The sequence below is a fragment of the Nonomuraea sp. 3N208 genome, from assembly GCF_052245935.1.
Taxonomy (GTDB): Bacteria; Actinomycetota; Actinomycetes; order Streptosporangiales; family Streptosporangiaceae; genus Nonomuraea.
On sequence record NZ_JBQQBR010000005.1, the window covers coordinates 297,624 to 310,292 of the forward strand.

Below are 12,669 nucleotides of genomic sequence, written 5' to 3' on the forward strand. Positions count from 1 at the left end.
ACGCATTGTGAACAATTCCAGGCGACCTACCGAATGGTAGCCTTCTCGGGCTAAGGTCATCATTCATGATCTAATCAGCGGTGAAAGGGGTGTCCGTGCCGGAGCGAAGGCTGCGGATCGCGCTGCTGTCGTACCGCAGCAAGCCCACCTGTGGTGGCCAGGGCGTCTATCTCCGCCACCTGAGCCGCGAGCTGGTCGCGCTGGGGCACCACGTCGAGGTGTTCTCCGGCCAGCCCTACCCCGAGCTGGACGAGGGCGTCATCCTGCGCGAGGTGCCCAGCCTCGACCTCTACCGCGACGAGGACCCGTTCAGAACGCCCAAGCTGCACGAATACCGCGACTGGATCGACTGGCTCGAAGTCGGCACGATGTGGACGGCCGGGTTCCCCGAGCCGCTGACGTTCACGCTGCGCGCCTACCGCGAGTTGAAGAAGCGAGTGGGCGACTTCGACGTCGTGCAGGACAACCAGACCCTCGGATACGGCCTGCTCGGCATCCAGAAGCTCTTCCCCGTGGTCGGCACCATCCACCACCCGATCAGCGTGGACCGGCGCATCGAACTCGAGGCCGCCACCGGCGCGAAGCGGCTGACCATGCGGCGCTGGTACGGGTTCGTGAAGATGCAGTCGCGCGTCGCGCCCCGGCTCAGCCCGATCCTGACCGTCAGCGAGTCGTCTCTCGCCGACATCCACCGCGACTTCAACGTCCCGCAGGCCAACATGCGGCTGATCCCGCTCGGCGTGGACACCCGCTACTTCCACCCGCGCCCCGACAAGCCCAAGCGCAAGGGCTCGATCGTGGCGGTGGCCAGCGCCGACTCCCCCATGAAGGGCGTCGCGACGCTCCTGCGCGCCGTGGCCAAGCTGGCCACCGAGCGCGACGTGCAGCTCACCGTCGTCAGCAAGCCCACCCCGGGCGGCCCCACGGAGCAGCTCGTGCAGGAGCTGTCGCTGCAGGATCGGGTGCGGTTCGTGCACGGCATCACCGACGAGGAGCTGGGCGAGCTGATCGCCACCTCGGAGATCTCGGTCGTGCCCTCGCTGTACGAGGGCTTCTCCCTTCCCGCCGTCGAGCACATGGCCTGCGGCACGCCCTTGGTGGCCAGCCGCACGGGCGCGCTCCCCGAGGTCGTGGGCGACGCGGCCGTCCAGGTGCCGCCGGGCGACCCGGAGGAGCTGGCCGCGGTGCTGCGCCGCCTGCACGACTCTCCCGAGGAGCGAGAGCGAGTGGGCAAGGCGGGATACGACCGCGTCATGGAGCGCTACACCTGGCACGTCGTGGCCAAGAAGACCGTCGAGGCGTACCGCGAGGCCATCCAGGCCCACAAGGAGAAATAGTGCTGACTGTCGACTTCGCCCGGCTTCCCGTCGGCCCTGGCACGCGCGTGCTGGACCTGGGCTGCGGGGGCGGCCGGCACGCCTTCGAGGTGCTGCGCCGCGGGGCGGACGTGATCGCGTTCGACATGGACCAGTCGGAGCTGGACAACGTGGCGAGCATGTTCGCGGCGATGGACAAGGCCGGCGAGGTGCCGCCGGGCGCCAGCGGCCAGACCGTCCAGGGCACGGCGCTCGGCATGCCGTTCGAGGACGGCAGCTTCGACCGGGTCATCGCGGCCGAGGTGCTGGAGCACATCCCGGACGACATGAGCGCCATGCGGGAGATCTTCCGCGTGCTCAAGCCCGGCGGCACGGCCGCGATCACCGTCCCGAGCTTCCTGCCCGAGCGGATCTGCTGGGCGCTGGACGAGGCCTACCACACCGCCCCCGGGGGGCACGTGCGGATCTACACGCTGGCGGAGCTGTCCGCCAAGCTGAAGTCCACCGGCTTCGAGATCGGACCGCACCACCACGCCCACGGGCTGCACGCCCCCTACTGGTGGATCAAATGCGCGGTCGGGGTCAACAACGACGACCATCCGCTCGCGAAGGCATACCACGAGCTGCTGGTCTGGGACATCATGAAGCGCCCCGCCGCGACCAGGATCGCCGAGGCCGTGCTCAATCCGATCATCGGCAAGAGCGTGGTCGTGTACGTCCGGAAGCCATGATCGCGCACGCCGAGGTCGTGCGGACGGCCGAGAGCATCGCGGCGATGCAGCAGGAGGACGGCGGCGTCCCATGGCCGGAAGGGCACGTCGACGCGTGGAACCACATCGAGTGCCTGATGGCCATGTCCGTCGCGGGCCTCGAGGAGCCGGTCCGGCGGGGGTACGCGTACCTGGCCCGGCACCAGCGCGCCGACGGCTCCTGGCCGATGAAGCTGGCCGACGGCGTCCCGGCGGAGCTGGGCGGCGAGAGCAACCACGCCGCCTACATCGCCGTCGGGCTCTGGCACCACCATCTCGTCACCGGCGACCAGGGCCTCACCGAGCAGAGCTGGCCCATGGTCAAGGCCGCGCTCGACTACGTGGCGGGGCTCCAGACCGAGCGGGGCGAGATCGTCTGGGAGCGTGACGCGCAGGGCAGGGCGGCCGCGTACGCGCTGCTCACCGGTTGCTCCTCGATCCACCAGGGGCTGCGCTGCGGCGTACGGCTGGCCGACCACCTGGGCGACCCGCAACCGCACTGGGAGCTGGCCGCCGACCGGCTGGCGCACGTCCTGAGAGCGCATCCCGAGGCGTTCGCCGACAAGAGCCGCTTCTCGATGGACTGGTACTACCCGGTGCTCGGCGGCGCGGTACGCGGGCAGCAGGCGTTCGAGCTGCTGGAGCGGGAGTGGGCCACGTTCGTCGTGCCGGGGCTCGGCATCAGGTGCGTGTCCGACCAGCCGTGGGTGACCGGGGCCGAGACGTGCGAGCTGGTGCTGGCGCTCGACGCGCTCGGGGATCGGGAGCGGGCGGTCCGGCTCTTCGCCGACGTGCAACATCTGCGGCACGAGGACGGCTCGTACTGGACGGGGTGGCAGTTCGCCAACAGCAAGCACTTCCCGTACGAGCGCTCCGGCTACACGGCCGCGGCCGTGGTCCTGGCGGCGGACGCGTTGCTGGAGTCGTCCCCCGGAGCCGGGCTGTTCCGCGACATCGCGGGGACGTCGGTGTTCGACCCGGACGTGTGCGGGTGCTCGGCCCCGGTGCTGCCCCCCCAGGTCCACTGATTGGCGCCGCAAGGGCTTTTGCCGGTTCTTTGCCGGGGAAATCCGGTGCGTCGCCGATGACGGGCGCAATGGGGTCACTAGCTTCGTAGTGGCCGTACGATGCGTCTTCGGGGGAAGCGTGGGCGACACGGGCACAACATCGTTCTTGGACCAGGCGGGAACCGAGCCGACACTGTCCCCGGCGAAGGGGCTGCGGAGGTTCCTGATCAAGGATCCTCTGGAGTCCGATCTGGGCCGGCGCAGGTTCCGGCTCAGATATGGACCTTCTCGGACAGCCTTCGCGAGAGCCGAAAAGTCCTACATTTTCGGTTTTAACGCGGTGATGTCGAAAGAAGTAGAGAAGGTCGAGGAGATCCCGGCTGAGCAGCGGCCCTTCGGCTATGAGGGGGCGGCAGCCGCCTGCACCGTACTCGATCTGCTCACCTTGACCCGGGGCCGGCGCCTTCACGAGCTACTTGCCGGCCCCGCCCAACACCATCGGCACGCCGCCTACCTCGGCGCGGGCCGCGGGTACGCGCTGGTGCGCCTGCGTCCCATGCGGGGCGCGCGGCAGGCCCACCCGCTGCTGCGGTGGCTGGCAGTGGACGGGTTCGGCTTTCAGTGGAGCCTGACCAGGGCCGATCGCATGATCGGCGACCGGACCATGCCCGACCTCTTCAGCCGAGCTCACTGCGCCGTGTTCGACCAGGGGCTGGGGCGGCTGCTCTGGTACCACGACTGCGCCTCGCCCGACGATGTCGCGGCCAGGATCGGAGGGTTTCCCCCGGTGCGGCGGGGCGACCTGTGGAGCGGGGTCGGTTTCGCGGCCGCGTACACGGGCGGCGCCGAGGCCGACGAGCTGTGGTGGCTGACCGAGCACGCCGGGGCCGACGGGTTCCGCGCTCATCTGGCGCAAGGGTGCGCCTTCGCCGTGGCCGCCCGGCTGCGGTCGGGGCTGGTGCCGGATCACACGGCGGAGGCCGTGCCGATCCTGGCGGGGGCCGAGCCGGAGGAGGCGGCCGCCTGGACCGACCGAGCGCTCATCGCGCTCGGCCACGAGGCTCGTACACACGAGGACTTCCGCACCTGGCAGTCCCAAACCCGCCAGTCTTGGACCCGGACTTAAAGCCCATCTGTTACGCGTTGCCGTGGCTCGCCACTCGCCGCACTTCGGCTGATGGCCCTCCAGGAAACGGCCTCTGACCCTTCACAAGTTGCCCACCGTTACGCGAGCCCATGTTGACCGGGTCCGTGGCTGGTTCTTTGACCGGCTCCAGCAGCGGCAGCGCGTTGTGTGGGTGCCCGTTAGATGATGCCTGGTTTGATGCGTTCGAGGATGCGCAACGAGCCCTGCACCTGGACCTCCTTGAATGCGCCCGACTCCAGTGCGCGCAGGTAGACCCGGTATGGCGCCTGCCCGCCGTCGGCGGGGTCGGGGTAGACGTCGTGGAAGATCAGCGCCCCGCCCGCCATGACGTGCGGTGCCCAGCCCTCGTAGTCGCGGGTTACCGGCTCCTCGGAGTGGCCGCCGTCGATGAACAGCATGCCCAGCGGCGTGTTCCAGAGCCCGGCCACCCGTTCCGAATTGCCGACGACGGCGATCACCTCGTCCTCCAGACCCGCCGCGGCGATCGTGGCGCGGAAGGTCGGCAGCGAGTCCATCTTCCCGAACCGGATGTCCACCAGCGTCGGATCGTGGTGCGCCCACCCCGGCTGGATCTCCTCGGAGCCGCGGTGGTGGTCCACTGTGACCACCACAGAACGCGTCTCCCTGGCCGCCGCGCCCAGGTAGATCGCGGACTTGCCGCAGTAGGTGCCGATCTCGCAGATGGGACCGAGTTCGCCGTACTGGCAGGCCGCCGCGAACAGGGCCAGCCCCTCGTCGTCCGGCATGAACCCCTTGGCATGCTTAGCTGCGTAGAGCAGCTGCGACGGCATCGTCATAGGAGTGAACCCTAGCCGAACCGAATAACATTCCAGGGAACTCTTGCAGCCCTCTTCTGGAACCTGTTCTACTTGGCACGTGAACCAGCGCGCTCGCATCGCGATGTCGGACGACGACGTCGTCGCCTTCCTGGAGAGCTCACGCAAGCTGCAACTGGCCACCATCAACCCGGATGGCACGCCACACCTGGTCACCATGTTCTACGGCCTGGACGCCGGGCGGATCGCCTTCTGGACCTACACGAAGGCGCAGAAGGCCCGCAACCTGGCCCGCGACCCCCGGGTAAGCTGCCTGATCGAGGCAGGTGACGACTACGACCAGCTGCGCGGCGTCCTGGTGTACGGCAAGGCCGAGCCGATCGCGGACCGCGACGGCGTCATGGCCATCGGGATGATGGTCGCCCGCAGGATGACTCCGGGTGTGCCGGACGAGCTGCTGAGCCCGTACGTGGAGCAGACCGGGCGCAAGCGGGTTGCGTACGTCGTCGAGCGCACCAGAGTGGTCTCGTGGGACCACAGGAGGCTGTCATGAAGGTCAAGGTCGACGAGCTGGTCTGCGAGGCCAACGCCGTGTGCATGGGGCTCGCGCCGGAGGTGTTCGACGTGGACGACGACGACCAGCTGCACATCCTTCTTCCAGAACCACCCCCCGAGCTGCAGGACCGCGTCCGCCACGCGGTGAGGTCCTGCCCCAAAGCCGCTCTGTCCATCGAGGAATAGCCCCTCGAGGACCCCCTCGAGGACCCAGCCTTCGAGCCGGAGGAGGAACCCCCCATGCGCGCCGCGATCCTGCACGCCGTAGGCAACGACAAGCTCGAGATCCGTGACGACGTCACGCTCGCCCCGGTGGGCCCGACGGACGTTCGCGTACGGATCAAGGCCACCGGTGTCTGCCACTCGGACCTGTCGGCCATGTCGGGCGTGCTGCCGCAGCCCGTTCCGCTCGTCCCCGGCCACGAGGGGTCGGGAGAGGTGGTCGAGGTCGGTGAGCACGTCACCTCCCTGCAGCCGGGCGACCACGTGGTGATCAACTGGCGGCCGGCCTGCCAGGAGTGCGACCTGTGCCTGGGCGGGCAGCCGTACCTGTGCCTGAAGTACGTCATCGAGGGCTTCACCAAGGGCAACTTCCGGTTCGGGGGCGACGGGGCGACGGCGTTCGGGATGGCGGGCTGCGGCACGTGGGCCGAGGAGATCGTCGTTCCCTGGCAGGGGGCGATCAAGATCGACCCGGACGTGTCGTGGGAGGCGGCGGCCCTGATCGGCTGCGGCATCACGACCGGCGTGGGCGCGGCGGTCAACACCGCGAAGGTACGCCCGGGGTCCACGGCCGCGGTGATCGGCTGCGGCGGCGTGGGCCTGTCGGTCATCCAGGGCGCCCGCGTCTCCGGCGCCCGGATCATCCTGGCGGTGGACCCACTGGAGTCCAAGCATGAGCTGGCCAAGAAGGTAGGGGCGACGCACGCGGTCACGCCCGAGCAGGTGCCGGACGCGCTCAGCGAGCTCACCGGCGGCTCGGGCTTCGACTACGGCTTCGAGGTGGTCGGCAAGTCGGCCACCATCCAGAACGCGTGGCAGATCACCCGGCAGGGCGGCGACGTCATCGTGGTCGGCGCGGGCGCGATGGACGACATGGTGTCGATCTCGGCGTTCAGCCTGCTGTTCGAGGGCAAGAACCTGCTGTCCAGCCTGTACGGCGAGGCGGACGTACGGCACGACTTCCCGTACTTCGCCAAGCTCTACAAGGCCGGCAAGCTGGACCTCGAATCGATGATCAGCGCCCGTATCCGCCTCGCCGACCTGAACGACGCGGTCGAGGCGCTGCGGGGCGGAGAGGTCCTTCGCCAGATCGTCCTTATGGACTAGGACGTACCCGATGACAAAGAACGGCGCCGGACGCACACCAAGCGTTCCGGCGCCTTCCTTTGCGGCTCCCTAGGTTGTGGAGAAGGCGGCGTCGAAGGCCGTGGTGGGCGGGGTGATGGAGTTGAGCTTGCGGATGTAGCCCAGCGCCTCCTTCGCCCCGTCCAGCCGGTCCATGCCGGCGTCCTCCCACTCGATCGAGATCGGGCCTTCGTACCCGATCGAGTTCAGGGCGCGGAAGCAGTCCTCCCACGGCACGTCGCCGCGTCCGGTCGAGACGAAGTCCCAGCCGCGGCGCATGTCGGCCCACGGCAGGTGGGAGGACAGGCGACCGCGGCGGCCGTCGCCGACGCGCATGCGCGTGTCCTTGCAGTCCACGTGGTAGATGCGGTCCTTGAAGTCCAGGATGAAGCCCACCGGGTCCAGGTCCTGCCAGACCATGTGCGACGGGTCCCAGTTGAGGCCGAACGCCAGCCGGTGGTCGATGGCCTCCAAGGTCCGGACGGTCGTGTAGTAGTCGTAGGCGATCTCGCTCGGGTGAACCTCGTGCGCGAAGCGGACACCGACCTCGTCGAAGACGTCGAGGATGGGGTTCCAGCGGTCGGCGAAGTCCTGGTAGCCGGCGTCGATCGCCGAGGCGGGCACGGGCGGGAACATGGCGACCGTGTGCCAGATGGACGAGCCGGTGAAGCCCACGACCGTGTCCACGCCCAGCAGTGACGCGGCCCTGGCGGTGTTCTTCATCTCCTCCGCGGCACGCTGCCGCACGCCTTCGGGTTCGCCGTCGCCCCAGATGCGCGCGGGCAGGATCCCCTTGTGGCGCTCGTCGATCGGGTGGTCGCAGACGGCCTGGCCGACAAGGTGGTTGGAGATCGTCCATACCTTGAGGCCGTGCTTGTCGAGCTGGGCGTGCTTCTGCTCCACGTACGACGGGTCCGCCATGGCCTGGGCCACGTCGAAGTGGTCGCCGGAGCAGGCGATCTCGAGCCCGTCGTAGCCCCATTCGGCCGCCAGCCGGCACACCTCCTCGAACGGCAGGTCGGCCCACTGCCCGGTGAACAGTGTGACTGGTCGCATCGGTCAATCCTCCACGTTCGTGTAGCGGCTGCCGTCAGCCGCGCTGCGCTCGACCGCCTCCAGCACCCGCTGCACCCGCAGACCGTCGGCGAACGACGGCGACGGGTCGGTTCCGGTGGCGATCGCCTCCAGGAAGTCCTTGATCTCGTGGGTGAAGGTGTGCTCGTAGCCGAGTCCGTGCCCAGGCGGCCACCAGGCCCCCACGTACGGATGATCGGGCTCGGTGACCAGGATCCGCTCGAAACCGCCGCCGCCGGAGCTGAACCACAGCTCGTTCATGGCCTCGAAGTCGAACGCCAGGCTGCCGAGCTGACCGTTGATCTCGATCCGCATGGCGTTCTTGCGGCCGGAGGCGAACCGCGTGGCCTCGAACGAGGCCAGCGCCCCGCCCGACATCCGGCCGAAGAACAAAGCGGCGTCATCGACGGTGACCTCCCCCGTCGCGTCCGTACGGGAGGCGCCCAGCCCGGCAGACTCGCCCGCCAGCGGACGTTCCTTGATGAAGGTCTCCATCAGCCCGGACACACCCACGATGTGCTGCCCGGTGACGAACTCGGCCGCGTCCACGATGTGCGAGCCGATGTCGCCGAGCGCCCCGGCCCCGGCCTTGTCCTTCTGCAGCCGCCACACCAGCGGGAACTCCGGATCGACGATCCAGTCCTGCAGGTATTGCGCCCGCACGTGCCTGATCTCGCCGAGCCGGCCCTCCTCCACGAACCGGCGGGCGAGCGCGACCGCGGGCACCCGCCGGTAGTTGAAGGCCACCATGCTCTTGACCGAGGCCGGCGCCGCGGCTGCGGCCCGCACCATGGCCTCGGCCTCGGTGACGGTGTTGGCCAGCGGCTTCTCACAGATCACGTGCTTGCCGGCGGCCAGCGCGGCGATGGCGATCTCGGCGTGCGAGTCGCCGGGCGTGCAGATGTCGACGATCTGCACGTCGTCGCGTTCGATCAGCTGCCTCCAGTCCGTCTCGACGGCGGCCCAGCCGAGCTGCGCGGCGGCCGACTCGGTGCGCTCCTTCGACCTGCCGGCCAGCACCGCCATGCGCGGCGCGAGCGGCAGGTCGAAGAAGGCCCCCACGCTCCGCCAGGCCTGTGAGTGGACGCGGCCCATGAACGCGTAGCCGACCATTCCCACGCCGATGGTGGTCTTGTGTGACATGCAACCCCCGATCAGGATTCGAAGCCGAGTGCCAGGTACTTCTCGACGTTATCCTTGGTGATGGTCTCCGATGCGAGCGTGATGGACTGAGGCACCTGGTTTTCCACCAGATCACTCATGCCCTTCCCCTGCGCGATCAAGCGAGCCAGTTTGATCGCTGAGGAGGCCATGGTCGGGCTGTAGGTGACGGTGGCCTGCAGCACCGATGTGCCCGACTGGATCTCCTTCATCGCGTTGAGCGAGCCCGCCCCGCCGACCATGATGAACTCGTCGCGGCTGGCCTCCCTGATCGCGGCGAGCACGCCGACGCCCTGGTCGTCGTCGTGGTTCCAGAGCGCGTCGATCTTCTTGTGCGCCTGGAGCAGCGACGTGGCCACCTGGTTGCCGGTCTCGACCGTGAACTTGGCGTCCTGCTTGGCCGTGACGCTGAACCCGTACGTCTTCAGCGCGTCGGCAAAGCCCTTGGTGCGGTCCTGCGTCAGCGGCAGGGTGGCGATACCCTGGATCTCGACGATCACGGGGTTCGCCACGCCCTTGTCCTTGAGCTGCTTGCCGATGAAGTGCCCGGCCGCGACGCCCATGCCGTAGTTGTCGCCGCCGACCCAGGTCCGATATGCCAATTTGTCGGGGAAAATCCGGTCGAGGTTGATCACCGGGATGCCCGCCTCCGTGGCCTGCAGCGCGACCTGGTTCAGTTGCTGACCGTCGTTCGGCAGGATGACCAGCGCGTTGACCTTGGCCGCGATTAACGACTCGACGGCCGAGATCTGCTGGTTGATGTCGTTGGTGGGCTCGACGGGCTTGAAGTCGATGTCGGAATACTGCTTCGCGGTGGCCTCGGCGTTCTTCGCGATCGCCGCGATCCACCCGTGGTCGGCGGCCGGCGCGGAGAAGCCGATGGTGACTTTCGTACCCGGCTGGTCGTTGCCGCTCGCCGCGGGGGCCGGCGCGGGGGCCGCGGTGGTGGGCGTGGCCGCGGGCTCGTTGCTGGTGCAGCCGGCCGTCAGGAGCACGGCCCCGCCGACGAGGAATCCCCTGCGCGCGACGTTCTCACTCATGGTGCTCTCTCCTTCAGGTTTCGCCGCTGGAGAAGGACGGCGACGACGATGATCAGGCCCTTGGCGATCAGCTGGTCGCTGGTGTTGAGGCCGTTGAGGATGAACAGGTTGGTGATGAGGGTGAAGATCAGCAGGCCCAGGATCGAGCCCACGATCGTCCCCCGGCCCCCGGTGAGCAGCGTGCCGCCGATGATCACGGCGGCGATGGCGTCGAGCTCGTACAGGTCGCCGTGCGTGGACGAGCCTGTCGTGGTCCTCGCCATGATGAGGACGGCGGCGATGCCGCAGCACAGCCCGGACAGGGCGTAGAGCAGCATCGTGTGCCTGCGTACGTCGATGCCGGCCAGCCTGGCCGCCTCGGGGTTGCCCCCGACCGCGTACGTCCGCCGCCCGAACGTCGTGCGGTTGAGCATGATCCATCCCAGCACCACGACCAGGGCGAAGATGTAGACCAGCAGCGGGACACCGAGCAACCGCTGGGTCGACAGGTCCACGATGGCGGAGTTCTCCGGCTGGATGAGCTGCGTCTTGCGGTCGGACATGCGCTGCGCCAGCCCTCGGGCGGCCACCAGCATGGCGAGCGTGGCGATGAACGGCACCAATCGTCCGTACGAGATCAGCAACCCGTTGACCAGCCCCGCGCCGGTGCCGACGAGGATCGCGCACATGACCATGACCCAGGGCCCGTACGACTGCGTGGCCAAGGTGGTGGCCCAGACCGAGGCGAGCGCCATGACCGCGCCCACCGACAGGTCGATGCCACCACCGATGATCACGAACGTGGCCCCGACCGTGATCACGCCGATCGTGGCGGCCAGCGACAGGATGCTGACCAGGTTGGACGCGGTGGCGAAGTTGTCCGGCCTGGTGACCAGGCCGACCACCACCAGGATCGCCAGCGCCGCCAGCAGGCCGAGATGTCGCATCTCACCAAGACCGAAGCGGCTCACCGAGGCTACGGCCGATCCGGCGAGAGGCCGCTTCGTTGTGGGCTCACTCATCAGGCCGCCCTCCCATTCATGATCATGTCGAGTACGTGATGCTCGTCCAGATCCGCCGCGTCACCCTGGTGGATGACCGTCCCCTCGCGCAGCACCAGCACCCGGTCGGCCAGGCCCAGTACTTCCGGCACCTCGCTGGAGACCAGCAGCACGCCGATGCCCCGCTCGGCCAGGTCGTGGATGACCGCGTACAGCTCGGCCCTGGCGCCTACGTCCACGCCTCTGGTGGGCTCGTCGAGCAGGAGCAGCTTGAGGCCGCCGAGCAGCCAGCGGGCGAGCACGGCCTTCTGCTGGTTGCCGCCCGACAGATTCCTGATCGGGCGTTCCGGGTCAGGCGGGCGGATGTCCAGCATTTCTGACAGCCGCTTGGCCTCACTCCGCTCGCGTTTGCGGTCGATCCAGCCGAATGTCGCGAACCCCGGCAGGGTGCCCAGCGTGATGTTGGCGGTAACACTCTGGTCGAGGATCAGCGCCTGGGCCTTGCGTTCCTCGGGAGCCAGGCCCATGCCGCGCCGGACGGTGCCGACGACGCCGCGGCGCACCGGCTGCCCATCGAGCAGGACGCGGCCGGCGGCGGGGCGCGCCCCGTACACCGCTTCCAGGATCTCCGAGCGTCCCGAGCCGACCAGCCCGGCCAGCCCGACGATCTCGCCCGCCCGCACGGAGAACGACACGTCGCGGAAGACGCCCGGCGCGGTCAGGCCCTCGACGCGGAGCACCTCCTCCCCCAGCGTGCGGCCTCCGCGGGGCGGGAAGACGTATTCGACGTTCCTGCCGGTCATGAGGGAGACGATCTGGGTGGTGGGGGTGTCGCGGGCCGCCAGGCCGACGGCGACCGTCCGGCCGTCCTTCAGCACGGTGACCCGGTCGCCGATCTCGCGGATCTCCTCCAGACGGTGCGAGATGTAGACCACGGCCACGCCTTGGGCGGTGAGCTCGCGGATGATGCGGAAGAGGTTGGCGACCTCGTCGTGGGCGAGGGCGGCGGAGGGCTCGTCCATGATGATCAGCCGGGCGTCGTGGGAGAGCGCCCTGGCCATCGAGACGACCTGCTTGGCCGCCGGCGATAACCGCCCGACCTCGGTCGAGGGCCGGATCTCCGGGTGGCCGAGCCGCTCCAGCACGTCGCGGGCGGCCTTCCTGGCCGCCGGCCGGTTGACGAAGCCGAAGCGGGCGTGCTCGTGGCCGAGGAAGATGTTCTCCGCCACGCTGAGCCCGTCGACCAGGTCCAGCTCCTGGTAGATGGTGGCGAAGCCGAGCCTGATGGCGTCGATCGGGCTGCTCGGCCGCACCTGCTCGCCGTTGAAGACGATGGTGCCCTCGTCCGGCTGGTGCACGCCGGCCAGGACTTTGATCAGGGTGGACTTGCCGGCGCCGTTCTGGCCGAGCAGGCAGTGCACCTCGCCCGCCCGCACGTCCAGATCGACGCCGTCCAGCGCGCGCACGCCGGGGAACTGCTTGACGATGCCCTTCATGACCAGCATCGGACGTCCCAC

At 68.9% G+C, this 12,669-nt stretch carries 13 protein-coding genes; 7 read left to right on the forward strand and 6 right to left on the reverse strand.

The annotated features are described in order from the left end of the window. The first annotated feature begins 89 nt into the window (after positions 1–89). From ACTWPT_RS09565 to ACTWPT_RS09580, 4 genes are all read left to right on the forward strand, one after another. Complete coding sequence (locus ACTWPT_RS09565) at positions 90–1,337, forward strand: glycosyltransferase family 4 protein (RefSeq protein WP_443176908.1); 1,248 nt, start codon at positions 90–92, stop codon at positions 1,335–1,337. After that, positions 1,337–2,047, forward strand: a complete 711-nt coding sequence (locus tag ACTWPT_RS09570) for a class I SAM-dependent methyltransferase (RefSeq protein ID WP_443176909.1) — start codon at positions 1,337–1,339, stop codon at positions 2,045–2,047. Before ACTWPT_RS09565 ends, ACTWPT_RS09570 begins: the two co-directional genes overlap by 1 nt. Continuing rightward, positions 2,044–3,093 carry a prenyltransferase gene (locus ACTWPT_RS09575; protein WP_443176910.1) on the forward strand — a complete coding sequence of 350 codons (1,050 nt, stop codon included), beginning with the start codon at positions 2,044–2,046 and terminating at the stop codon, positions 3,091–3,093. Before ACTWPT_RS09570 ends, ACTWPT_RS09575 begins: the two co-directional genes overlap by 4 nt. Positions 3,094–3,211: 118 nt before the next feature. Continuing rightward, entirely contained in the window at positions 3,212–4,198 is a 987-nt protein-coding gene (locus tag ACTWPT_RS09580) for a DUF1702 family protein (protein ID WP_443176911.1), read from the forward strand. A 179-nt stretch (positions 4,199–4,377) separates the two neighbouring features. On the opposite strand, the gene ACTWPT_RS09585 is transcribed toward ACTWPT_RS09580, so the two are convergent. Continuing rightward, positions 4,378–5,016, reverse strand: a complete 639-nt coding sequence (locus ACTWPT_RS09585) for a class I SAM-dependent methyltransferase (protein ID WP_443176912.1) — start codon at positions 5,014–5,016, stop codon at positions 4,378–4,380. A 79-nt stretch (positions 5,017–5,095) separates the two neighbouring features. Between ACTWPT_RS09585 and ACTWPT_RS09590 the strand changes: the two genes are divergently transcribed. The 3 genes from ACTWPT_RS09590 to ACTWPT_RS09600 are packed head-to-tail and all read left to right on the forward strand — an operon-like array spanning position 5,096 to position 6,879. Continuing rightward, complete coding sequence (locus ACTWPT_RS09590) at positions 5,096–5,548, forward strand: pyridoxamine 5'-phosphate oxidase family protein (RefSeq protein ID WP_443176913.1); 453 nt, start codon at positions 5,096–5,098, stop codon at positions 5,546–5,548. Beyond that, the gene (locus ACTWPT_RS09595; protein WP_305916774.1) at positions 5,545–5,736 is read left to right on the forward strand and encodes a ferredoxin; all 192 of its coding nucleotides are present in this window, start codon (positions 5,545–5,547) and stop codon (positions 5,734–5,736) included. The genes ACTWPT_RS09590 and ACTWPT_RS09595 overlap by 4 nt, the downstream gene beginning before the upstream one ends. Before the next feature lie 54 nt (positions 5,737–5,790). Then, positions 5,791–6,879, forward strand: coding sequence for a Zn-dependent alcohol dehydrogenase (locus tag ACTWPT_RS09600; RefSeq protein WP_443176914.1), 1,089 nt, complete (start codon positions 5,791–5,793; stop codon positions 6,877–6,879). Between the two features lie 69 nt (positions 6,880–6,948). Here the strand turns inward: ACTWPT_RS09600 and ACTWPT_RS09605 are convergent, their stop codons facing one another. From ACTWPT_RS09605 to ACTWPT_RS09625, 5 genes are all read right to left on the reverse strand, one after another. Then, on the reverse strand, positions 6,949–7,953 hold the full coding sequence (locus tag ACTWPT_RS09605; RefSeq protein ID WP_443176915.1) for a sugar phosphate isomerase/epimerase family protein: 1,005 nt from the start codon (positions 7,951–7,953) through the stop codon (positions 6,949–6,951). Between the two features lie 3 nt (positions 7,954–7,956). After that, a complete protein-coding gene (locus ACTWPT_RS09610; protein ID WP_443176916.1) occupies positions 7,957–9,114 on the reverse strand; it encodes a Gfo/Idh/MocA family protein in 1,158 nt (385 codons plus the stop codon). An 11-nt stretch (positions 9,115–9,125) separates the two neighbouring features. Then, positions 9,126–10,172 carry an ABC transporter substrate-binding protein gene (locus ACTWPT_RS09615; RefSeq protein ID WP_443176917.1) on the reverse strand — a complete coding sequence of 349 codons (1,047 nt, stop codon included), beginning with the start codon at positions 10,170–10,172 and terminating at the stop codon, positions 9,126–9,128. Beyond that, positions 10,169–11,098 carry an ABC transporter permease gene (locus tag ACTWPT_RS09620; protein ID WP_443176918.1) on the reverse strand — a complete coding sequence of 310 codons (930 nt, stop codon included), beginning with the start codon at positions 11,096–11,098 and terminating at the stop codon, positions 10,169–10,171. The genes ACTWPT_RS09615 and ACTWPT_RS09620 overlap by 4 nt, the downstream gene beginning before the upstream one ends. A 74-nt stretch (positions 11,099–11,172) precedes the next feature. Continuing rightward, positions 11,173–12,657, reverse strand: a complete 1,485-nt coding sequence (locus ACTWPT_RS09625) for a sugar ABC transporter ATP-binding protein (RefSeq protein WP_443176919.1) — start codon at positions 12,655–12,657, stop codon at positions 11,173–11,175. Positions 12,658–12,669: the final 12 nt, after the last annotated feature.

What these genes read in the sequence shown, in the direction of transcription:
- ACTWPT_RS09575 (WP_443176910.1), top strand. Translation starts at nt 2,044, where the DNA reads ATGATCGCGCACGCCGAGGTCGTGCGGACGGCCGAGAGCATCGCGGCG.
- ACTWPT_RS09585 (WP_443176912.1), bottom strand. Translation starts at nt 5,016, where the DNA reads ATGACGATGCCGTCGCAGCTGCTCTACGCAGCTAAGCATGCCAAGGGG.
- ACTWPT_RS09595 (WP_305916774.1), top strand. Translation starts at nt 5,545, where the DNA reads ATGAAGGTCAAGGTCGACGAGCTGGTCTGCGAGGCCAACGCCGTGTGC.
- ACTWPT_RS09600 (WP_443176914.1), top strand. Translation starts at nt 5,791, where the DNA reads ATGCGCGCCGCGATCCTGCACGCCGTAGGCAACGACAAGCTCGAGATC.
- ACTWPT_RS09605 (WP_443176915.1), bottom strand. Translation starts at nt 7,953, where the DNA reads ATGCGACCAGTCACACTGTTCACCGGGCAGTGGGCCGACCTGCCGTTC.
- ACTWPT_RS09610 (WP_443176916.1), bottom strand. Translation starts at nt 9,114, where the DNA reads ATGTCACACAAGACCACCATCGGCGTGGGAATGGTCGGCTACGCGTTC.
- ACTWPT_RS09615 (WP_443176917.1), bottom strand. Translation starts at nt 10,172, where the DNA reads ATGAGTGAGAACGTCGCGCGCAGGGGATTCCTCGTCGGCGGGGCCGTG.
- ACTWPT_RS09620 (WP_443176918.1), bottom strand. Translation starts at nt 11,098, where the DNA reads ATGCGACATCTCGGCCTGCTGGCGGCGCTGGCGATCCTGGTGGTGGTC.
- ACTWPT_RS09625 (WP_443176919.1), bottom strand. Translation starts at nt 12,657, where the DNA reads ATGCTGGTCATGAAGGGCATCGTCAAGCAGTTCCCCGGCGTGCGCGCG.